The sequence below is a fragment of the Vibrio sp. KUL70 genome, assembly GCF_059725515.1.
The window spans coordinates 584,473-607,315 of the sequence record NZ_AP045835.1 but is presented as its reverse complement, the minus strand read 5'-3'; the positions used below and the strand labels follow the sequence as shown (position 1 = coordinate 607,315).

The 22,843-nt window shown below is 46.5% G+C and carries 18 protein-coding genes; 12 read left to right on the top strand and 6 right to left on the bottom strand.

Annotated elements, in window-relative coordinates; genetic code table 11:
- The first annotated feature begins 53 nt into the window (after positions 1-53).
- Genes AC6I7V_RS16760 through AC6I7V_RS16745 form a run of 4 tightly spaced genes read left to right on the top strand, consistent with a single transcriptional unit; the run spans position 54 to position 5,147 of the window.
- On the top strand, positions 54-1,547 hold the full coding sequence (locus AC6I7V_RS16760) for a sugar ABC transporter ATP-binding protein (RefSeq protein WP_498012312.1): 1,494 nt from the start codon (positions 54-56) through the stop codon (positions 1,545-1,547).
- Positions 1,540-2,538 (top strand): ABC transporter permease, encoded by a 999-nt coding sequence (locus tag AC6I7V_RS16755; RefSeq protein WP_498012311.1) that lies wholly within the window; start codon positions 1,540-1,542, stop codon positions 2,536-2,538. Before AC6I7V_RS16760 ends, AC6I7V_RS16755 begins: the two co-directional genes overlap by 8 nt.
- 3 nt (positions 2,539-2,541) lie before the next feature.
- Complete coding sequence (locus AC6I7V_RS16750) at positions 2,542-3,501, top strand: ABC transporter permease (RefSeq protein ID WP_498012310.1); 960 nt, start codon at positions 2,542-2,544, stop codon at positions 3,499-3,501.
- 11 nt (positions 3,502-3,512) lie between these two features.
- A complete protein-coding gene (locus tag AC6I7V_RS16745) occupies positions 3,513-5,147 on the top strand; it encodes an FGGY-family carbohydrate kinase (protein ID WP_498012309.1) in 1,635 nt (544 codons plus the stop codon).
- A gap of 93 nt (positions 5,148-5,240) precedes the next feature.
- Here AC6I7V_RS16745 and AC6I7V_RS16740 read toward each other — a convergent pair whose 3' ends face one another.
- Positions 5,241-6,392 (bottom strand): aminotransferase-like domain-containing protein, encoded by a 1,152-nt coding sequence (locus tag AC6I7V_RS16740; RefSeq protein WP_498012308.1) that lies wholly within the window; start codon positions 6,390-6,392, stop codon positions 5,241-5,243.
- 115 nt (positions 6,393-6,507) lie between these two features.
- Here AC6I7V_RS16740 and AC6I7V_RS16735 point away from each other — a divergent pair, with 115 nt between their 5' ends.
- Complete coding sequence (locus AC6I7V_RS16735) at positions 6,508-7,377, top strand: AraC family transcriptional regulator (RefSeq protein ID WP_255232353.1); 870 nt, start codon at positions 6,508-6,510, stop codon at positions 7,375-7,377.
- A gap of 23 nt (positions 7,378-7,400) precedes the next feature.
- Complete coding sequence (locus tag AC6I7V_RS16730) at positions 7,401-7,649, top strand: hypothetical protein (protein ID WP_498012307.1); 249 nt, start codon at positions 7,401-7,403, stop codon at positions 7,647-7,649.
- A gap of 90 nt (positions 7,650-7,739) precedes the next feature.
- Here AC6I7V_RS16730 and lldD read toward each other — a convergent pair whose 3' ends face one another.
- On the bottom strand, positions 7,740-8,882 hold the full coding sequence (gene lldD, locus AC6I7V_RS16725; protein ID WP_150868387.1) for an FMN-dependent L-lactate dehydrogenase LldD: 1,143 nt from the start codon (positions 8,880-8,882) through the stop codon (positions 7,740-7,742).
- A gap of 238 nt (positions 8,883-9,120) precedes the next feature.
- Entirely contained in the window at positions 9,121-10,815 is a 1,695-nt protein-coding gene (locus tag AC6I7V_RS16720) for an L-lactate permease (RefSeq protein ID WP_498012306.1), read from the bottom strand.
- Positions 10,816-10,998: 183 nt separating this feature from the next.
- Here AC6I7V_RS16720 and AC6I7V_RS16715 point away from each other — a divergent pair, with 183 nt between their 5' ends.
- Together AC6I7V_RS16715 and AC6I7V_RS16710 are read left to right on the top strand one after the other, a co-directional pair.
- Entirely contained in the window at positions 10,999-11,907 is a 909-nt protein-coding gene (locus tag AC6I7V_RS16715; RefSeq protein WP_255232356.1) for a LysR family transcriptional regulator, read from the top strand.
- A gap of 117 nt (positions 11,908-12,024) precedes the next feature.
- Positions 12,025-14,073: a prolyl oligopeptidase family serine peptidase gene (locus tag AC6I7V_RS16710; protein ID WP_498012305.1), complete on the top strand. Its 2,049-nt coding sequence runs from the start codon at positions 12,025-12,027 to the stop codon at positions 14,071-14,073.
- A gap of 171 nt (positions 14,074-14,244) precedes the next feature.
- Here AC6I7V_RS16710 and AC6I7V_RS16705 read toward each other — a convergent pair whose 3' ends face one another.
- Positions 14,245-15,873, bottom strand: coding sequence for an ABC transporter ATP-binding protein (locus tag AC6I7V_RS16705; protein WP_498012304.1), 1,629 nt, complete (start codon positions 15,871-15,873; stop codon positions 14,245-14,247).
- Positions 15,874-15,886: 13 nt separating this feature from the next.
- The gene (locus AC6I7V_RS16700; RefSeq protein WP_255232359.1) at positions 15,887-16,381 is read right to left on the bottom strand and encodes a hypothetical protein; all 495 of its coding nucleotides are present in this window, start codon (positions 16,379-16,381) and stop codon (positions 15,887-15,889) included.
- A gap of 255 nt (positions 16,382-16,636) precedes the next feature.
- Between AC6I7V_RS16700 and AC6I7V_RS16695 the strand changes: the two genes are divergently transcribed.
- Positions 16,637-18,997: a Lon protease family protein gene (locus AC6I7V_RS16695; protein WP_255232360.1), complete on the top strand. Its 2,361-nt coding sequence runs from the start codon at positions 16,637-16,639 to the stop codon at positions 18,995-18,997.
- Between the two features lie 131 nt (positions 18,998-19,128).
- On the opposite strand, the gene AC6I7V_RS16690 is transcribed toward AC6I7V_RS16695, so the two are convergent.
- Positions 19,129-19,875, bottom strand: a complete 747-nt coding sequence (locus AC6I7V_RS16690) for a PilZ domain-containing protein (RefSeq protein WP_255232361.1) — start codon at positions 19,873-19,875, stop codon at positions 19,129-19,131.
- Positions 19,876-20,110: 235 nt separating this feature from the next.
- Here AC6I7V_RS16690 and AC6I7V_RS16685 point away from each other — a divergent pair, with 235 nt between their 5' ends.
- The 3 genes from AC6I7V_RS16685 to AC6I7V_RS16675 are packed head-to-tail and all read left to right on the top strand — an operon-like array spanning position 20,111 to position 22,644.
- Positions 20,111-20,395: a GNAT family N-acetyltransferase gene (locus AC6I7V_RS16685; RefSeq protein ID WP_255232362.1), complete on the top strand. Its 285-nt coding sequence runs from the start codon at positions 20,111-20,113 to the stop codon at positions 20,393-20,395.
- Positions 20,385-21,473: an aminoglycoside phosphotransferase family protein gene (locus AC6I7V_RS16680; protein ID WP_420856616.1), complete on the top strand. Its 1,089-nt coding sequence runs from the start codon at positions 20,385-20,387 to the stop codon at positions 21,471-21,473. Before AC6I7V_RS16685 ends, AC6I7V_RS16680 begins: the two co-directional genes overlap by 11 nt.
- Complete coding sequence (locus tag AC6I7V_RS16675; RefSeq protein WP_255232364.1) at positions 21,463-22,644, top strand: MFS transporter; 1,182 nt, start codon at positions 21,463-21,465, stop codon at positions 22,642-22,644. Before AC6I7V_RS16680 ends, AC6I7V_RS16675 begins: the two co-directional genes overlap by 11 nt.
- Positions 22,645-22,843: the final 199 nt, after the last annotated feature.

Genomic DNA, 22,843 nt, shown 5'->3' with positions numbered 1-22,843 from the left:
ACTCTGTTCTAAATTGGGCGGTGCAACGCCGCCCTACCATATTGGAAGTGATCATGTCTGGAACTCCTTTTATTATCCTCAAGCAAGTATCCAAGCACTTTGGTTCCGTAAAGGCATTGGATGGGATAGACCTAACATTCAATCAGGGTGAGGTGCACTGCTTAGCCGGCAAAAATGGCTGTGGGAAAAGCACATTATTTAAAGTGATATCTGGCGTTCACGCTCCAGAGAAAGGCGCTGAAATCACATTAGCGGGCAAACGCTACTCTCGACTCACTCCACAGCAATCAATAGAACACGGCATTCAAGTTATCTATCAAGACTTATCTCTATTCCCAAACTTGACTGTCGCAGAGAATATTGCCATTCAGGATCATGTTGAATGGACAAAAGGGCTGGTGCAACAAGAACGTATCCAGAGCATTGCAACTCAAGCAATGGCAAAAGTAGGTGTCAAATTACCACTGGATAAACGCGTTGAGCAGCTTTCAATTGCCGAATGTCAGCTCGTCGCCATTTGCCGAGCCATGGCATCTGATGCCAAATTAATGATCATGGATGAGCCAACGGCCTCACTCACTCGCACCGAAGTGAATCACCTCATCGAAGTGGTCGCAGACCTTAAATCCAAAGGCGTCACAGTGGTATTTGTGAGCCACAAGCTTGATGAAGTAATGGAGATCTCCGACCGAATCACTGTCATTCGTGATGGCCGCACCATCGGTACCTATCAAGCTGATGAAGTAGACAGTGACGAATTGGCTTTTCTAATGACCGGACAACGATTCAAATTCACTCCTCTTGCCGATTACCACCAGCAAGGTGCCGTCAAACTTGAAGTCGAAAAGTTGTCAAAACGTGGCCAGTTTGACGATATTTCATTTCAGGTTCGCGCGGGAGAGATCATCTCCATCATCGGCTTACTTGGCGCAGGCCGAACCGAATTGAGCATGGCACTGTTCGGCATGACTCAACCAGACAACGGCACTATCCGCATAAACGGCCAACCAACTACGTTCAAATCTAATCGCGACGCGATTTCTCAAGGCATCGGTTATGTCTCTGAAGACCGCATGTCGACTGGGTTGGTGATGGAACAAGCGATTCAAGACAACATTACTGCCTCAGTCATGCACAGACTGAAGAAGCCCTCAGGTTTTCTTGACCATCTAAAGGCAAACAAGCTCGTCGATAGATTGATTTCTTCATTGTCCATCAAAGTCGCGGCCCCAAAACTCCCGGTAACCAGTTTATCCGGTGGTAATGCGCAGCGTATCTCTATCGCAAAATGGATAGCCGCAGAACCAGAAGTGCTCATCCTTGACTCTCCGACCGTGGGTGTCGACGTTGCCAACAAAGAAGCAATCTACACCATCGCAAAAGACCTTGCCGCAAAAGGAATGGCAATCATCATGGTCAGCGATGAAATCCCAGAAGTGTTCTACAACAGTCACCGCGTGATTGTGATGAAAGAAGGACGTTTTACTCATGATTTCCAACCCGCTCACTCTACCGAGCAACAAATCATGGAGGCAGTCAATGCTTAACCAGTTTCGTTGTTCCTTATCTTCATTCACCAAGCGTCATGAGTTCTACCTCTCATTGATGATTGTGTTGATTGTCGCAGTGCTTACTTTTACCTCTGAAGATTTCCTCACTCTTGGAAACATCTTTGATATGTCAGTCAGCTCTGCATTGCTAGGCATCATGGCTTGTGGTTTGTTTGTCGTGCTTATCGCTGGCGGCATCGACATCTCCTTCCCAGCGACCGCAGCGATTGCGCAGTACATCACCGCGACGTACATTTTGACGATTGATGGTAATTTCATGATTGCGTTTGCTATTGCAACCGTTGTGGGTGTGTTACTTGGCATGATCAACGCCACACTGGTATACAAACTCAAGGTGCCAGCGATCATCATTACCATTTCAACATTGAACGTGTTCTTTGGCTTACTGATTTACTTTAGTAACGGCGAATGGTTGTACGGTTTTCCTGACTGGTTTATGGATGGTATTGAGCTATTCACGTTTACCGGTAGCGACGGCTATGACTACGGCTTATCACTGCCAATTTTAACCTTAGTCGCAATGATTGCCCTCACCTCTTTCCTGATGTCTAAGACACGCTTAGGGCGTCAGATATACGCGGTAGGCGGCAATGCAGACGCGGCGAGTCGTATTGGTATTAACCTCTTTGGTATTAATCTGTTCGTTTATGGCTACATGGGAGCACTTGCAGGCATTGCTTCAGTGGTTCAAACCCAAATAACCCAATCAGTCGCTCCAAACTCTCTTATGGGGTTTGAGCTTACGGTACTGGCTGCCGTTGTACTTGGTGGCACGAGTATGACAGGAGGCAAAGGTACGCTGTTTGGCGTGGTCCTTGGGGTTATCTTGCTCGCCGTTGCTAAGAACGGCCTGACGTTGCTCGGTGTACCTTCATATTGGCACACGGTCGTAACTGGCTTAATCATTGTTTGCAGCATCAGCATGACGGCAATCAATGAGAAAAAACAAGCCCTACAAGAGGCATAAACCATGGAACAAGTGCTAAATAGTTTAAAGCTACCGACAGACAAGAACATTCGTTACTTACTGGTTATTTTAGTTGGCATTCTCGCCGTTATGGCGTTCTCAAGTGGGCAAGCGTTCTTCTCCATTGATAACTTACAATCGATGTCATCGCAAATGCCACTGCTCGGTCTACTCGCACTGGCAATGGCCGTGTGCATGCTGACTGGGGGGATCAACCTGTCGATCATTGCAACAACCAACGCGTGTGGTTTGGTAATGGCGAGCATCATTACTCAAGCTCCTGATAGCTCAACAATGCTTGTCTTGGCACTTTTCGGAGGCCTCATTACCGCTACGGTTATCGGCTTGCTTAATGGTGCGTTGATCGCGTACGTTGGCGTTTCACCAATACTCGCAACCTTAGGGACAATGACCCTGATTAACGGTCTGAACGTGTTGATCTCTGGCGGTAGTGTTATCTCTGGTTTCCCAGAAACCCTTTTGGTACTGGGCAACGGCTCTATCTTTGGCGTACCTATGCCGCTGATCTTGTTCGTTGGTTTTGCAATCGGCTTATGGGCACTATTGGAACACACCAGTTTAGGTCGAACCATCTACCTGATGGGGTCCAATGAAAAAGCCACTCGTTTCTCTGGTATCAACACACAAAAAGCGACCTTGTACGTTTATGTCATCTCTTCCGTACTTTGTTGGGTCGCAGCCATTGTGATGATGGCAAAATTCAACTCCGCGAAGGCTGGCTACGGAGAATCCTATCTTTTGACGGCCATTCTCGCTTCAGTACTGGGGGGAATTAACCCAGACGGTGGTTTTGGACGCATTATCGGAATTGGTCTTGCGATTATCGTATTACAAACATTAGAAAGTGGCTTTAATTTGCTGGGAGTGAGCAGCTATCTCACTATGGCGCTATGGGGCGGCATCTTGATCTTATTTATCTTCTTACAAAAAAATAAGGCTTAACGGAACAGTATATGAGTATTTATTTTATCGGCGTTGATGTAGGCAGTGGCAGCGCGCGTGCGGGTGTCTTTAACGCAGAAGGTCGTAAAGTGGGCGAAGCCAAACGCGACACCATGATGTTCAAACCTCAAGCTAACTTCGTTGAGCAATCTTCCGATGACATCTGGCAATGTGTATGTCTTGCGGTTAAAGATGCGGTTTCTCAAGCCAACATCGACCCTATCCAAGTCAAAGGCATCGGTTTCGATGCAACTTGTTCATTAGTCGTGTTGGATAAAAGTGGCCAGCCGCTAACGGTGAGCCCTACTGGGCGCAGCGAACAAAACGTCGTAATGTGGATGGACCATCGCGCTATTGCTCAAGCCGATCGGATCAACAAAACTCAGCATCCTGTATTGGCTTATGTGGGCAACCGTATCTCACCAGAGATGCAAACACCTAAGCTGCTTTGGCTCAAGCAAAACATGCCCAATACATGGGCAAAAGCGGGTTACTTCTTCGACCTACCCGACTTTTTAACTTGGAAAGCAACATTCGATGCCAGTCGCTCCCTTTGCTCAACCGTATGTAAATGGACATACCTTGGCCATGAAAACAGATGGGATCGAGGCTTTTTCGAACTGATTGGTTTGGAAGACCTACTGGAAGACAATGCGAAAACCATTGGTGATAGAATTCTACCTATGGGCCAGCCTGTCGGTGATGGTCTAACCGTACACGCAGCCGATGACTTAGGTTTAACCCCAGGAACCGCCGTGGGCACATCCATCATCGACGCTCATGCCGGTGGTATTGGTGTTCTTGGAGCCTCAGGGATGACGGGTGAGAAAGCCGACTTTAACAAACGTCTTGCTCTGATTGGCGGAACCTCGTCTTGTCATATGGCAGCATCAAAGACGGCTCGATTCATTGATGGTGTTTGGGGAGCGTACTACAGTGCAATGATCCCAGGCTACTGGCTCAATGAAGGTGGGCAATCAGCTACCGGTGCTTTGATTGACCACATCATCACCTCTCATCCACTGTATGAAAACGCGAAGGAGCTAGCCAATAAACAAGGCAAAACCGTTTATCAACTATTAAACGATCGCTTATTGGAACTTGCTGGCAACAAAGAAGACATCGCATTTTTGGCAAAAGATATCCATGTTCTGCCTTACTTCCATGGCAACCGCTCACCGAGAGCGAATGCTCATTTAACTGGCACAATCACCGGACTAAAAATGTCGAAAACGTTGGATGATATGGCATTGCAGTACCTTGCGACCATTCAAGGCATCGCACTCGGCACACGCCATATTATCGAAGTGATGAACGACTCAGGCTATGACATCGATACCATTATGGCCTGTGGCGGTGGTACGAAAAACAGTGTCTTTCTACAAGAACACGCCAACGCGACTGGCTGTATGATCCTACTACCAGAAGAGAGTGAAGCCGTACTTCTTGGCTCTGCAATGCTGGGCTCCGTGGCTGCAGGGTTCTACAGTGATATTCCAGATGCGATGAATGCGATGAGTCGGATAAGCAAAAGCGTTATTCCTCAGAAAGAGAAAATCAAACTTTTTTATGGCGCAAAATATAAGATTTTTCATGAAATGTACGAACACGACTTTAAATACAAAACCTTAATGGCTAAATTTTAAATGTTGTTATGCATTCGTTAAAGCTCTTCTCCACATAAGAAAAAAGGTCTAGCCTTCGTAGGGATAGACCTTTCGTTTTTAAGTAAGGATGCATTAGCCAATCTCAGCTAAGCCTTCTGCCAAGCGAGACACTGCTTCGCGCTGTTCATCTGGATTCGCATTGGTAAAGTTAAGGCGCAATGCCGCTCTAGCATCGTTTGCATCTGGGTAGAACACAGGGCTTGGTACAACCGCTACTCCGTTACCAAGCAGGCTCTTAGCCAGTTCAAAAGTATCGCACTCTGGAATCTCAACCCAAATGAACATGCCACCATCAACAGGTTTCAATACACAACCTTGAGGCAGCTTCTGCTCTAATTCAGAGAACAGCACTTCGTAGCGAGATTTGTATAGGTTGCGGATGTTCTCCATATGTAGGCCAAAATCTTGGTGCTTAAGAAGACCAAGCAGAAGCGCTTGCATTGGAACGCTTGAGTGTAGGTCAGCGCCTTGTTTTACTTTGATGAGTGGCTCAAGGTAGCTGCGTTTGCCGGTTACTGCGCCGATACGTAGACCCGGAGAAGCAATCTTAGAGAATGAACGCAGTACGATAGAGTGATCCGGGCAGAACGACGACACAAGTGGCAGCTCTGAACCGGTAAAACGCAGTTCACGATAAGGTGCGTCTTCAATGAAAGCGACGTTGTATTGTTCACAAAGCGCAGCGACTTGCTGGCGGCTCTCTAGTGTCCAACATACGCCCGTTGGGTTGTGGAAATCGGGTACCGCGTAGAACATTTTCGGTGCTTGCTGTTTGAAGCAGGCTTCGAGCTCGTCTAGATTTGGTCCGAACTCAGTTTGAGAAACAGTCACAATGTTCGCTTGTACTAAACCGAATACTTGCATCGCACCTAAGTAGCTTGGTGCTTCCATCACAACCGTATCACCCGGATCAACATAAGCACGAGCGATTAAATCTAAACCTTGTTGTGAGCCTGTACAGATCATCGCAGTGTGTGATTCTGGCAATTGGTAAGTATCGCTAAGGTGATCGATCAGCGGGCCGTAACCTGCGGTTGAACCGTATTGAAACACTTCTGGCATGTTCGCCAAGTTTTCTAGGGTCGGCTTCATCAGCTCAATCGGAAATGTTTGTTCATCTGGCAGACCGCCGGCCAAGGAGATGACGTTTTTGTCGCTCGCAGCGGCGAGAATTTCGCGAATGTAGGAAGATTGGATTTGTTGTAATGATTTTGCGATTTCCATATGTAGTTATCTCGTTGTGTCTGCTTTTTTGTTTATCCAGTGATATTACATGGCATTGAAAAAATCGATATGTCCATTTATGCTCTTAGATATGTCCATTTATGCTATTTAGAAAATGTCACACCAACACATATCCAGAATCAATGATGTGCTCTTCTATATTCATCAAGACATCAGCAAGGATTTGCCCGCTAAAGAGTTGGCGGAAGTTGCAGCCTATTCAGAGCAGCATTTTCACCGAATCTTTAAAAGCGTGGTGGGAGAGTCGATTCATCAATACATCCGTCGGACCCGAATGGAGTATGCGGCGAATCAGTTGATGTTTGATACCGGCTCTTCTGTTGCCGAGATAGCCAACAAGTGTGGTTTTAGCTCGCTCTCGTCGTTCAGTCGCGCATTTAAGGCGACCTTTCATATGGCGCCGGGGGAGTGGAGAAAACACGATCTACAGACAGCAGAAAAGCCGTATCTTAAAGATGCTGAGATCGCGGCGGGTTACCATCGTGTCGCACAGAGAGAACTGCCTGCTCCCAAGATCATGGAGGTGGCACCGCGTTTGGCGGCCTATGTCAGGCACACTGGCTATAATCGTTCGATACGTAATGCTTGGCTTATCTTAAAAGCGTGGGCAAATGCTGAAGAGCGCGATTTTAGTCGCCAATTCGGGCTGCATCACTCCAACCCAGCGTGGGTTGAAATGGATCAGTGCCGTTATGTTGCCTGTATCGCGATTGATGAGCCGATAAAATATCGCAGTGTGGTTAATCAGATGGTGATACCGGGTGGTTTGCACGCGGTATTTCGTCTTACTGGTATTTATGGTGAACTGTTGCCTCAGATCAGTCAGGTTCTAGAGCAGTGGTTGCCAAGCTCGGGCTTTAAGCAGCGTTCGACACCAGCCTATGTTCACTATCATCAAAACCATTTTCTCAACAGTGAAGAAGCCTTTGAGTTGGACTTCTATCTCCCTGTTAGTTTTTACTAATTTCAATTCGTTAAGGAAACGCGATGTATCTTGTTCTCTACTGTCACAACATCGGCAGTACCGACTTTTCATTTTTTGAAACAGATGACTTTGACCCAGATGAGGGATATGTCGTTCGTGGTAAATGGCCGAACGAGAAGGCGTTTCGCGATTACTTGAACAAGGAGTTTGGTGATATGAGTGACTACAAGGTGATTGATTTGATTGCCCAAGGTGCTCAGGCAGAAGCGTTAGATGCGAAGGCGCTTGCAGATCTCGCTGAACAACTGTGATCGTCCAGGTTACAGGTATAAAAAAGGCCACACTCAGGAGGGAGAGGTGGCCCAAATGTTTTCTTAGGCTTCCGTCTTACTTGTTGTCGCTTACTTGGTCAAGTTAACCAGTGAATCGCGGGTAAGATCTTTTATTGTTTTCGCGCCTGTTAGCGTCATCGCTACACGCATCTCTTTGTCGTACAGATCAAGCAGGTTCTCAACTCCCGCTTGGCCTTGTGCTGCTAGTGCGTACACAAATGAACGCCCCAGTAGAGTACAGTCTGCACCCAGTGCCATCATACGAACTACATCAAGGCCCGTACGGATACCAGAGTCGACCAGAATCTTAGTGTCACCTTTTACTGCGTCGGCAATCGCAGGTAGTGCTTTGGCACTTGAAAGTACGCCGTCAAGCTGACGACCACCGTGGTTTGAAACCACGATACCATCGGCACCAAAGCGAACTGCGTCTTTTGCATCTTCTTCGTCAAGGATACCTTTGATCACCATTGGGCCATCCCAGAAGTCACGAATCCATTCGAGATCCTTCCACGAGATAGATGGGTCAAAGTTATCACCTAACCAGCCGATGTAATCTTCCAGTTTGGTTGGTGTGCCACGGTAAGTTGAGATATTTCCAAGGTCGTGTGGTTTACCAAATACACCCACATCGAATGCCCAGCTTGGGTGACGCATTGATTGGAAAATGCGACGTACAGCTGCGTTCGGGCCGCTCATGCCTGAGTGCATGTCACGATAGCGAGCACCTGGTACTGGCATATCTACAGTGAACACAAGAGTCGTTACACCTGCCGCTTTTGCGCGCTCTAGAACGTTCTTCATGAAGCCACGATCTTTAAGTACGTAAAGTTGGAACCACATTGGACGTTCAATCTTAGGTGCCACTTCCTCGATTGGACAAACCGATACTGTCGACATCGTAAATGGGATGCCTTTGTTGTCTGCGGCTTTTGCTGCTTGAACTTCACCGCGACGAGCGTACATACCTGTTAGACCAACTGGAGCAAGTGCGATAGGCATCGCCAGTTTTTCACCGAACAGTTCAGTGTCTAAACTCAGTTCCGACATGTCATTAAGAACACGTTGCTTAAGCGCGATTTCAGCTAGGTCTGCTGTGTTGCGGTGCAGAGTGTGCTCGCCGTAAGAACCACCATCAATGTAGTGGAAAAGGAATGGAGGTAGCTTAGATTTGGCAGCAGCTCGGTAGTCTGTAGATGCGGAGATAATCATAATCTTTATCCTAAGGTTAGGGCTCGCCTCTCTTTGAAGGCTTACTCTGTCGAATGTGGTGCCAGTTGGAACAGGCGTTTGGAAATAAAATGGCGTCAACGTACACAGTAATTGCTAGGTCGCTGGCTTCCAGAAGGTGCGTAGTCAACGAGTAACCAGTACAAACGTTCGCGGTGTCGGGGAATGAACGCTGACGCCAAGTTGGGTGGCGGTGATATGAACACCGCCGAATTTAAGCTTAACGCATTAGAGCGTCAGTAACGTTGAATCCGTAGATAACCACAAGACCAATGATGCCTGTCATTACTAGGTAGTAGAACGTTGGGATAACTGTCTTACGCAGTGTTGCACCTTCGCGGCCTAGTAGACCTACTGTTGCTGATGCTGCAACTACGTTGTGAATCGCGATCATGTTACCTGCTGCTGCGCCTACCGCTTGTAGAGCAACAACTACCGCACTTGAGATAGTCAGCGTTTGAGCGACTTCGAACTGGAATTGGCTAAACATCATGTTTGATACTGTGTTTGAACCCGCGATGAAAGCACCTAGAGCACCCACTGTTGCACTCAATGCAGGGAAAGCAGAGCCTACAAGGTCAGCGGCGAAGTTTGCTGTTGTTACAGGCATACTTGCTAGATCTGCCGCATTCACGCCAGAGTTGATGAAGATACGAACCATAGGGATGGTGAACACCAGTACGAAACCTGCGCCAATCAGTGTTTTACTTGATTCACCAAATGCTTTCGCCAGTGGCGCAGTGCTACGGCCTTGAATCAGAACAGCAACCAGAGCAACGAATACTAGGATACCGCCCGGTAGGTAAAGAGGCTGAATCGCCGTGCTCACGCCAGTTTCACCAAGGATGTTACTGAACGATAGGCTAACGCTCTTGAGGAAGCCTTTGAACTCTGGGCTAACACGGCTAGCAACAAGCGTTACTGCAAGTAGTACGTATGGAGCCCAAGCGCGAGCCATGCTCATCTTGTTATCACCCGTGTTGTCATCAAGGTCGATTTTTAGAGAACCTAGCCATTCAGCTGGCCACTTGTCTTCGCTCTCGAAGTCCCACTGTGATTTTGGTACTAGGAAGCCACGTTTTGCTGCTGTAACAACAATTGCAAGACCAACCAGACCACCAATGAGAGATGGGAACTCAGCGCCTAGGAACACACCAGTTAGTGCGTAAGGGATAGTGAACGCTGCACCCGCAAACAGTGCGAACGGTAGAATATCTAGGCCTTCAGTCCAGCTCTTGTTCTTACCGAAAAAGCGAGTCAGCATCATTGCCATTAGTACAGGAATCATCACACCGACAGTTGCGTGAATCATCGCAACGCTTGATGTGATTTGTTGTAGATAAGCATCCCATGTTGAGCCATGAGCCACTAGGCTTTCACCAATGTTGTGTGTATCTAGACCTTTGTTTACACCAACGATGATAGGCGTACCTACCGCACCGAAAGAAACGGGTGTAGATTGGATCATCATACCCATTAGTACCGCTGCAAGCGCAGGGAAACCGATAGCAACCAGTAGAGGTGCCGCGATAGCTGCTGGAGTACCAAAACCAGATGCGCCCTCAATGAAGGAACCGAAACACCAAGCGATGATGATAGCTTGTACACGGCGGTCTGCTGAAATGTCAGTAAACCCGTTACGAATAGTTGTAATGGCTCCGGTGTGCTTCAAAGTGTTAAGTAAGAAGATAGCGCCGAACACAATCCAGAGAACCGATACAGTAATACCAAAACCTTGGAATACAGATGCCAACACACGAGTGCTCGACATGTCCCAACCAAATAGTGCGATAAGTACGGTTAGGCCAAAGGCCACCGGCATCGCTTTTTTTGCTGGCCAATTTAGGCCAACCAGCAAGATAGCTGCCACAACTATTGGTGAAAATGCCAATAGAGCTAATAGAGTTTCATTCATGGGTACTTCCTCGTCCTTGCCTCAATCCTTGTCGGTTTGAAGTGACTTACACGTTATTGTTTTTTGTTATTACAACGGCAGTGGTTGTAATGGGTTTGTTAATTTGGCGTGAATTTACCCCTTTATTTTTTGTAGATATAGGGAAATAATGAAAATAATTAATTCCAAAATTGACATAATAATATGCGTGCAGACGACTTAATCCTGTTTTCACAGGTAGTAGAAATGGGTTCATTTAGTAAGGTTGCCGAGCAAAATAACCTTACAAATTCGGTAGTTAGTAAAAGAATTGCTCGTTTGGAGGAAGAAATAGGTGTTCAATTATTATATCGTACAACGCGTAAATTAACGCTGACTGAGGCGGGCAAGGCGATCTTGCATGGAGCCAAAAATGTGAAGCAGGCAACCCAAGAGGCTATGGACGCTGTTTCAGGCTTTGGTGAAAATGTCAGCGGTCACATCAAAATGTCTGTCCCGAGTATTTCTGGTGATTTGATATTGGCCGACGCTGTGGCGGAGTTTTGTAACATGCATCCGGGTCTGACTGTCGATATGTCACTCGATAATCGCTTTGTTGATCTGGTGAATGATGGCTTCGACTTGGTGATTCGTACCGGATATCTGGAAGATTCAAGCTTAATTGCGCGCCATATTCTGGACTCGCAATGGGTAGTATGTGCTTCGCCCTCTTATATAGCTCGTAATGGTAAACCACTCATCCCGACTGATTTAATCAAACATAACTGCTTGCAATATGCCTACCAAACAACCGGCGCAAGTGAGTGGCAGTTCATTCGAGAGGGGCAAGGTGATAATAAGTACATAGTGCGTGTTTCGGGTTCGTTCTCTACAGATAACGCAACGGCGTTGAGAAAGGCTGCGCTAGGTGGGCACGGTATCGCCTATGTACCACGCTGTTTGGTGTATCACGATATCCGTAATGGCCAGCTAGTGGATCTGTTCCCAGATATCGTTGGTAAAAAACTGGGCATCTACGCGGTTTACCCGTTTACCCGTCAACCACCGAATAAGATCAAGATGTTGATTGAGCACATTCGTGCCCGCTATTTGGCGATTTCGCACTACTTTTAATAAGTTGATCTCACTCTAAGGTTACGTTTTGGTGCAATTGGTTACTTGATTTAGCCGCTTCAATTCGTCATTTTATTTGCGATCTATTATCATTTGAAATCTAAGGAAGAGGGAAGAATGAACAACAACGCCTACCCACAGACAAAGCGGCAGAATGTCTCTGATGACTACTTTGGCACTCAGGTAAAGGATCCTTATCGCTGGTTAGAAGATGATACCAGTGAAGAAACGGCTACTTGGGTAGAGTCGCAAAACGCTCTCACTTTCGGTTATCTGTCAGATATCCCTTTTCGTGATGCCTTGCGTGAGCGCATTGCTAAGGCACAAGACTACAAAAAGAGTTCGCAACCTTTTGTACGCGGTGAGTATACCTACTTCTATAAAAATGATGGGTTACAAAACCACAGTATTCTTTATCGCCGTAAAGATGGTGGCGACCCAGAAGTTTTCTTAGATCCAAATACCTTCTCAGAAGATGGCACTACTTCATTAGGCTCTGTGTCGTTTTCCAAAGACTACAGCTTGGTGGCTTACAGTATTTCGGAAGGCGGTAGCGATTGGCGTAAGATCTTTGTGATCGATGCAGAAACCAAGCAGCAGCTCGAGCCAGAAATTGTTGATGCAAAGTTCACAGGCGTATCTTGGCTTGGTAATGAAGGTTTTTATTACTCTAGCTACGACAAACCCGATGGTAGCCACCTTTCTGCGCGAACTGAGCAGCATAAGCTCTATTATCACGAGCTAGGAACGCCTCAGAGCAGCGATAAGGCGGTATTTGGTGCCAAACCAGAGCAAGCACATCGTTACGTCCATGGATACACCACAGAAGACGACAACTACCTGATCATTTTAGCTCAAGAGTCGACATCGGGTAATCGTATGTTCTACATCGACCTAAGCAATGAGTCACAACCCATCCACACAGTGGTCGATCACGTCGACAGTGATACCCATTTGATTGATAACCAGGGTAGCCAATTCATTCTGTACACCAACCTTGATGCGCCAAACGGTCGTGTGGTGAGCCTAGATACTGAGACTCAGCAATGGAATGATATTATTCCTGAGCGAGAGCAGCCGCTGGATATCACAACCGGTGGTGGCTATCTATTGGCACACTACATGGTGGATGTGCTGTCAAAGTATGAGCAGTTTGATTACCAAGGTAACAAGGTGCGTGATATTGAATTGCCAGCTCAAGGAGCGGCAAGTGGGCTCGGTGGTGAGCGCGAGCAGACACAGCTTTACTACACCTTTACCAACTACGTGACGCCGCCAACCATCTTCTCGTTTGATGTTGAGACGGGCGAGTCCAAAGTGTTTGAAAAATCACAAGCGCCGTTTGAAAGTGAACAGTACCAGTCAGAGCAAGTGTTCTACAGCTCAAAAGACGGTACACGAGTGCCGATGCTTATCTCTTACAAAAAAGGGACTAAGCTCGATGGCTCTGCGCCAACGATTTTGTATGGCTATGGCGGCTTCAATGTCAGCCTGCCTCCTTCGTTCTCTGGCAATGTCGCGAGCTGGCTAAAGCTTGGTGGTATCTATGCAGTGCCTAACCTGCGTGGTGGTGGCGAATATGGTAAAGCGTGGCATAACGCCGGTACACAGCAGCAGAAGCAGAACGTGTTTGATGACTTCATTGCTGCGGCTGAGTTCTTGATAGAGAACAACTATACGAGCTCCAGCAAATTAGCGATTCGAGGCGGCTCTAACGGTGGCTTGTTAGTTGGAGCTTGTATGACCCAGCGCCCTGAGCTGTTCCAAGTGGCTCTGCCTGCGGTTGGTGTACTGGATATGCTGCGCTACCACACCTTTACCTCTGGTGAGGGTTGGGCTTATGACTACGGCACGTCTACGCAAAGCAAAGAGATGTTCGAGTACCTACTGGGTTATTCACCGGTTCATAATGTTAAAGAGGGTCAATCTTATCCCGCGACATTGGTGACAACGGCGGACCACGATGATCGTGTTGTCCCTGCGCACTCATACAAGTTTATCTCTGAGCTACAGCTTAAACACCAAGGTAAGCAACCCGTGATGATTCGTATTGATGTGAATGCGGGCCACGGAGCAGGTATGCCGCTCAACAAAGCGATTGATCTATCGTCGGATACTTACGCCTTTACTCTTTGGAATATGGGAATTAAGGAGTTGAGCGTTTAGCTATCGCTCATTCTTTAAGTGTAAAAAAGAGGTACAAAAAAGTCGCATCCGTGCGACTTTTTTCACTTTTGGCGGCCAAACCAATTTTTGCTATATCCACTCTGTAGCAATCCATTAATGCAAATTTTCAGAATGTATTTATATGACGTTGTTAATGTGAATTAGTTCCAATTACGCAGCATCTTTTTTTGGTTTTTCATCAAGATCGAATGATGCATCGATGAGTTTCTGCGTGTATTCATGTTGTGGGTTTTGGAAGATATCTTCTGCTGTACCTTGCTCCATTACTTCACCCTTCTGCATCACTAATACGCGATCGGATAGGGCTTTTACTACCGACAAATCATGACTGATGAACAAGAAGCCGATGTTGTGTTTGGCTTGAATGTCTTTCAGAAGGTCAATCACGGTTAGTTGTACTGAACGGTCAAGTGCCGACGTTGGTTCATCAAGTAAGATGAACGATGGCTCAAGGATAAGTGCTCGTGCAATCGCGATACGTTGACGTTGTCCGCCCGAAAACTCATGCGGATAGCGGTTGATTGAATTCGGTTCTAAGCGAACTTCAACCAGTGCTTTACGTGCACGTTCCAAACGCTCTTTCTTAGTCAGATGAGGCTGGTGGACGGTTAACCCCTCAGTGATGATCTCACCGACCGTCATACGTGGTGACAACGAGCCGTATGGGTCTTGAAACACCATCTGCACATCTTTCTTAAGGTTATGGCGCTCTTTATCCGTTAACAGACTCACATCTTGGCCTTTGTAAACAATGCGGCCGGTAGATGGCAGAAGACCGATTAGAGCACGGCCCAAGGTCGACTTGCCTGAACCCGACTCACCAACAATACCCAAGGTTTCACCCTGCTTAAGCTTAAGCGAGATGCCTTTCACTGCCTCAAAGTATTGGCAACGGCTTTTAATAAAGTGTGGCTTAACGAGGAACTTCACGCGAATGTCGTCTGCTTCCAATAGTTGTGGCGCTGACTCTTCAATCGGTGTTTTTGAACCTTTTGGCACTGAGTTGATCAGCATGCGAGTGTATTCGTGTCTTGGTGCTTCAAACAGCGGCACAGTCTCGCCCTCTTCAACCAATTCACCTTTACACATTACCAATACGCGATCAGCGAAGTGTTTAACTACACCTAAATCGTGGGTAATGAATAGGATCGCCATGCCCATTTTGGCTTGGATCTCTTTGATCAGAGACAGCACTTCGGCCTGTACCGTTACATCTAGTGCTGTTGTAGGTTCATCAGCGATAAGAATGTCTGGCTCATTAATCAACGCCATAGCGATCATGATGCGTTGCAGCTGACCGCCAGAAAATTCGTGCGGGTATTTCGTATAAGCTTGGTTTGGATTCGGCAGGTGCACCAGATCAAATAGCTCCAAAACACGCTCTTTGGCTTGCGCTTTTGATACGTTGTGGTGACACATGATGGCTTCAGCTACTTGAATACCGACACGTAGGTAAGGGTTTAGCGACGTCATCGGCTCTTGGAAAATCATGCCGATACGATCACCACGTACCGCTTGCATCTCACGCTCAGATTTATCGAGAATCGATTCGCCTTCAAACTCGATGTACGACTCTGGATGGATGATGGCGTTATCTGGCAACAGACTCATGAGAGCGTTGGAAGATACCGATTTACCAGAACCGGACTCACCCACAATCGCTAGGGTTTCGCTTTGGTTGAGCGTGAAGTTAATGCCCTTTACCGCATCAATGATTCCATCATTGGTTTTAAAACTCACGGAAAGGTTATTGACCTTAAGGATGGCTTTGTCTGACATGATACGTCCTTATTCAGTTTAAGACATTAGGTGATGGGTAGGTGTCGTGTGTCGACTTCAATTGTCCAAAGTAGTGATGCGCTCGTTGAAGCTGCTCTAGCTCTAACATCCAGTGAGCATTGCGTTGTGCGCTACAAAAAGCGATCAAATGTCTGAGAAGTTCTTCACTCTGCTGCTCTAGCAGCGAATGAGTACGCTTGATGAGAGAGTTGTCTTCCAATGAGATGAACTGCATCAAGGCGTAGGTTTGATTCAATGTGTCAAAGGCATCTTGCTGCTGACCCAGTTTATTGAGGATCTCTGCTTGAGAAATACTGGCGTCGCGCAACCCTGTCAGTAAGCAAGCGAACTGACAAGGTTTGATGTCGTTTTGGAAAGCGGCATTTTGAATATGGTGGGGAAGCGAACTCAGAACATCGCCGTACAGACGTTGAGCTTCTGGCCAGTGACCCTGATCCATGAGTTGTTCCGCTTTAAGGTAGTGCATCCAGCATCGTTCTAAATCCATCTTCTCAGCCTCTAAATTATAAGACCAAAGAATGTTAATGATATTTATTATCAAATGCAAACAAAAACCATTTGATATTTTGAGTGTTTGTTCATTTCAGCGTCATTGATTGCTGTTAGTTTCATTGTTTTGCAGTGAAATCGTTCGTTATTTGCTCAGTTGAACTGTGGTGTAGCGTAAGTCACTAAATTTAGAAGAAATTACATCTACACTTGTTTTAACTATACCCATAAATAAAGGATTAAGGAGGCGGCGATGGCGATTCAAAGACTCAATTCAGAGCAACTGTATCAGGTAGCTGAACTTGAAAAGTTGCCCTGCAAGTCGACCAAAGAACTGGCTCCCATTGATGAAATAGTTGGACAAGAACGCGCGCAAAAAGCCGTCGAGTTCGCTATGTCGATCAAGGAAAAGGGTTACAACATTTATGCGATTGGCCGTAATGGTCTTGGTAAGCGAACCATGATTTTGCGTTACCTTAATCGTCACCCACAAGAGCCGGACCAACTGTTTGACTGGTGTTATGTCGCGAACTTCGACGATATTCGTACCCCAAAGGTGCTCAAGTTACCAAGTGGTGTGGGTATTAGCTTAAAACAAGACATCGAAAAGCTGATGCGTAAGCTTCTAAAAGCGATGCCGTTGGCGTTCGACAACGAGATGTATTTTGGCCGCGCAGATACACTAAAGAACCAACTTGCAAGCAAACAGCAGGTGGCACTTGAGGCGATCAGTCAAGAGGCGAAAGAGAAGGGCATTAACCTGACCATCACCTCGAAAGGTGACTATCAGTTTGTGGCGATGAACGGTGAAGAGCTGCACACGGAGGAGACCTTCGACCAACTCTCTGTTGAGGAGCAAGAACAGTTCGACAAGAGCATTGATGCACTCGAAGTCGGGTTGCGAACCATCTCTAGAGAGCTCACTGAACTGGAAGAGACCTATACAGAGAAGATTCAGAAGCTCAATGATGACACCACACGCGATGTAATCACTCACTTCATCAAACAGTTGAAGCAGGATTACAGCAAGTACCCTGAGATCAAAAAGTACCTCACTGCACTGCGAAAAGACATTGTCGAGAATGCCGAAATCTTTCTAGAAGAGAGCAGCGAACAGGCGGAAATCGCTACAGCTTCGTTGGATAAAAAGCTGCCTCGTCGCTACAAAGTCAATGTATTGGTTAGCCAGAAAGAACAGCAGTTGCCAATTGTTGTAGAAGACAATCCGAACTATCACTCACTGTTTGGTTATGTGGAAACGGCGACGTTTAAGGGCACGGTATTTACTGACTTCTCTTTGATTCGTGCGGGTAGCTTACACCGCGCGAATGGTGGTGTGTTGCTGATGGATGCAGTAAAGGTGCTAGAGCAGCCTTATGTTTGGGATGGCCTTAAGCGTGCACTTCGCTCACGTCAGTTAAGTCTAACTTCACTTGAGAAAGAGGTTACCTTAACCGGTGCGGTTTCGCTTGATCCTGAGCCTATTCCACTCGATGTTAAAATCATTCTGTTTGGTGATTATCGTACTTACCAACTGCTTCAACATTACGATGCGGAATTTGGTGAGCTATTCCGCGTGACCGCTGACTTTGAAGATGAGATGAAACGAACTGCGGATTCTGAACTGCATTATGCGCGCTTCATTTCGAGCATCGTTCATGACAACGGTATGCTGCATTGTGACCGCAAGGCGATTGCTCGCATCATTGAGCACAGTTCACGTCAGGCAGGTGATCAGAGCAAGCTGTCTCTACACTCGGCGCATACCGCTAATCTGTTGCGTGAGTCGAACTATGTAGCCAAAAGTTCGAATTCGAATCTGATCCGTGTAGGTCACGTTGAACAAGCACTGGCCAATCAATTACTGCGTGTTGGTCGATTGCAAGATAGCGTAATGGAAACTTTCACTAACGGCACAACTCTGATGCGTGTTGAGGGGGAAGCTATTGGGCAGGTGAATGCGTTGTCAGTGCTGAGCACGACTGACCATATGTTCGGTGCGCCGAACCGTATTACAGCGACTACTGCTTACGGTGATGGTGAGGTGATCGATATTGAGCGAAACGTTGATCTTGGTGGCAGCATCCACTCGAAAGGTGTGATGATCTTGTCCGCTTATCTCTCTTCTGTGTTTGGTAAGACCGCCAAAGTGCCGTTGACCACCAACATCACCTTCGAACAGTCGTATGGTGGAGTCGATGGAGACAGTGCGAGTATGGCGGAGTTCTGTGCCGTTGTGTCTGCTTTCTCAAAACAGCCTAACCGTCAAGACATCGCGATTACGGGTTCTATGAACCAGTTTGGCGAGTCGCAGCCGATCGGTGGTGTGAACGAGAAAATCGAAGGCTTTTTCGATGTGTGCGAAATCAAAGGGCGCAGCAATACTCAAGGTGTCATTATTCCGCGTTCAAACGTTCATAACCTGATGCTACGTAGCGATATCGTGAAGGCGGTAGAGAAAGGTGAGTTTAACATTTGGGCTATTGAGCATGTGACTGAAGCGATCGAGCTATTTACGGGGAAACCTGCGGGTGAACCAAGTGATGAGGGCAGTTATCCGATTGATACCATCTTTGGTATTGCTCAAGCGAAACTCAATGCGTTGAGAAAATAGTCAGATAGACACAAGAAACAGCCTAGCTTGTGTCATCGTTCTTAACGAAAACAGCCATCAAATTCGATGGCTGTTTTTACTAGTTAGTCGTTTGGTAAACAGGTATTTGGTGGATAAACATTTGTTGCCTTTTAACCTTGTCTTAGGCGCAATTTCGTTCCATCAAATTTCAATTTGCTCAGCAGGTTGCGTGCATTCGTTCGTCCAACTTCGTCAAACTCGACGCCATATCTGGCGTAGTGGGTTGATTTTTGAAGATTGCAGATCACACCTCGCAACGGCGGCAATAAAGGGCCATTGTAGTTATCTTGCGAGATCTCAATCGAAACGCGGTCAGCCACCTGAAGGTTTCTTGAGGTCGGTGAAGTGACAAATCGACAACCACTCTTTGAAAGGTCGCGGATTTCGCAATCGGTGCGCTGATCATTGATGTTGATCTTGCCAGCCAAATTAACCTCATAACGAGTCTCTTTACGCAGCTGTGTTACCTGCATGGTGCTAGGTGTTGACAAGATCAACAGTGGGAATGGTTCACCGATATTGTGGTGAATCTGACTTCTAAAGTGGATCAATGCGCCCTCACCTCGAAGGGAGTATGCGCGAACAGTCATCCAAAAGCCTTCTTGGAAGAAAAAGTCGAGATCGTCTGATGAGACTTCAGGAACTTCAATCAAGATACAGTTTTCACTGTGAGTGCCAATAAATTTGGTGGTGGCTAGGAACTTGCTGCCAACTGGGGTGGTAATGTTGAGCGTCAGTTCACTGCCATGCTCAATCATTGCCAATGCGTCCGTGCTATTGATGGTTGATACGGTGCGATTGCGTGGGTCTTGTAGTGACTGATTAGGCTCCACAGATTTCTTTAGTGGTGCGTTCATTGTATTTTCTCCATGTGCCAACATGTGTTATCTGACAATAGATGGTTCTTACGTGCTAGATTTAAGTATATGAAGTGATTGGATACTGAATCTGTTGTGGTCGTGTCCATTTTAGGTCTATTTGTAATTCCCACTGCACCGTTTCATCTATATGTGCGAACATTAGTCTATTAATATCAATCCAATACTTCAAATGTTTATCGTTTAGCATGTCGAATATTTAAAGGAGTTGAGAATGCAGGCAGTAAAATGGGATCAGGAAGTCCAAACAATAACGGTAGAACTAGCTCCCGAACAGTATGCTGTGGTGAAATACCAGCAACAAGGACAGGTGCTTCACATTACTTCAACTCGCGTTCCGGATGAGCTACAAGGGAAGGGCATGGGCAAAGTGATGATGGAAGCGGTACTTCCAGAGATCGAAAAGGCGGGCTTTAAAATTGTCCCTGTCTGTAGCTATGTTGTGCACTACATGGCAAGGCAAAAACAGTGGTCTCATCTACTCGCGGATGAGGCATAACGACAAAAGTATGTCTTGTTCAACCACAGATTCTACAACACGATTGTACAATGCTATTGCCTACTCTATTCATGGTTCTGAGCGCCACCAAGTCGAAGTGATTCAGCGCTTATGGGGAGGGTACGGAGAGCTAGTTCGCTTGCACTTCCCAGAAGCACAGGGCGTGACCAGTGTTATCGTTAAACATGTCGCCCTTCCGGATAAAACCGAACATCCAAAGGGGTGGAATACCCAGCTTTCACACCAGAGAAAAGTAAGGTCCTACCAGGTTGAAACCTCTTGGTATCAAGGATTTACTCAAGAGTATGATCCACATTGTCCTGTTCCCGTTGGCCTGCAATGTCAACAAACGGAAGGTGAGTGGCTGATCGTCATGCAAGACTTGAAGACGATCGGTTTCTCAAACATATCCAACTTTGATGTGCTAGCGAGTGAAGTTGAGGGTTATAGTCTTGAAGAGGTGCAGCAACGTAATGCTTGTTTACGCTGGCTTGCGCATTTCCACGCGAAACATATCAACATAAACCCGAGTGATGTATCGAGTTTGTGGGAAACTGGTACCTATTGGCATTTGGCAACGCGCCCTGATGAACTGAACGTGCTGGATGACCTATATCTGAAGAGAAACGCACAGAAAATTGATAAAAAGTTGAAGGATTGTCCTTATCCGACACTCGTTCACGGTGACGCCAAGCTAGCCAACTTCTGTTTTGATGTTGAAAATAAAAATGCGGCCGCAGTCGACTTTCAATACGTAGGGCTTGGCTGTGCCATGAAGGATGTGGCGCTGTTTATGAGCAGTGCTATTAGGCCAAGAGATTGTGCAGAGCTAGAGAATGAGGTGTTAAATGTCTATTTTGAGCAGCTTACTCACGCCTTGGCACTTTATCAACCACATCTGACGGCAGAACAGGTAGAAGCGGCTTGGCGCCCAATGTTTGCAACTGCATGGGCCGATTTTCAACGCTTTGTTAAGGGTTGGAGCCCAAATCATTGGAAGATTAATCCATACACTGAGCAGCTAACGAAAAAAGCACTCAGTGAGATGAACGAACAGGAGCTTGTTGATGTTCGATAAAACTGCAAGTTGGAAGACGCCGCAGAACTTTTTGTTGCTGATTTCGATCATTGTCCCGATCGCGTTTTCTAGCTGGATGGCACTGTTAAACAACTTTGTTGTTGAGCGAGCTAACTTTGACGGTGCTGATATCGGGTTACTTCAGAGTGTGCGTGAAATCCCAGGCTTTCTGGCATTTACGGTTGTGTTTGTGTTGGCCTTTATTCGCGAGCAGCGATTCATGTTGGTTTCACTAGCAATGCTGACTGTGGGTACGGCTATCACGGGGCTGTTTCCAACATTGACAGGGCTTCTTCTTACAACGATTTTAATGTCGACAGGCTTTCACTACTTTGAAACCCTAAAACAATCTCTGTCGCTGCAATGGTTGAGTAAAGAAGAAGCGCCGGAAATGCTGGGTAAGATGATCTCTGTAGGAGCATTGGCGTCTTTGATCACTTACGGTTCGATTTGGGTGATGTTGGAGCAACTGAAGCTCGACTTTGCATGGGTTTACGGTATTACCGGTGGGATAGGCTTTTTGCTCGTTTTGGTGATGACTTTTGGTTTTCCAGAGTTCAAAACCGAGACCCCGCAGAATAAGAAATTGGTGCTGCGTAAGCGTTACTGGCTCTACTACGCATTGACCTTTATGAGTGGTGCTCGTCGACAGATCTTTACCGTGTTTGCGGGATTCTTAATGGTAGAGAAGTTTGGTTATTCTGCAGCCGATGTGACGCTATTGTTCTTGATTAACTATCTATTCAACTTCTTGTTTGCAAAACGTATCGGTAAGTTCATCGGAGTCGTTGGTGAGCGCAGAGCCTTGATGTTTGAATACGTCGGTCTAATTGGTGTATTCGTTGGCTACGGTTTAGTGCAGAGTGCTGAGTGGGCTGCCGCGCTGTACGTGATTGATCATCTGTTCTTTGCACTAGCATTGGCGATTAAAACCTACTTCCAGAAGATCGCAGATCCCGCAGACATGGCTTCAACGGCAGGGGTTTCTTTCACCATCAACCATATCGCAGCGGTTGTAATCCCTGTGGTGTTTGGTGTTATCTGGTTGGCATCGCCAGCAACGGTATTTTTTATTGGTGCTGCGATGGCGGGTGTCTCTTTGCTACTGTCTCTGAATATTCCCAAGATTCCAGAAGATGGCAACGAAGTTCGCTACTTTAGCTGGCGTTAGCATTATACCAATCACAGTAAATAGGTGATCAAAAATAGCGCAGGAAAAAGGCTTGAGAACAAGGCAGAATTTTTCGATAAGTAGTTATTCTACAATCAAAAATTCTAACGCAGTTATCGAGCATTTTAGCAAGCTAGGGTGAGCAATTATTTACTACGATTGGTATTAGATTGCTTTGATAAAGTTTGAATAAAACAAA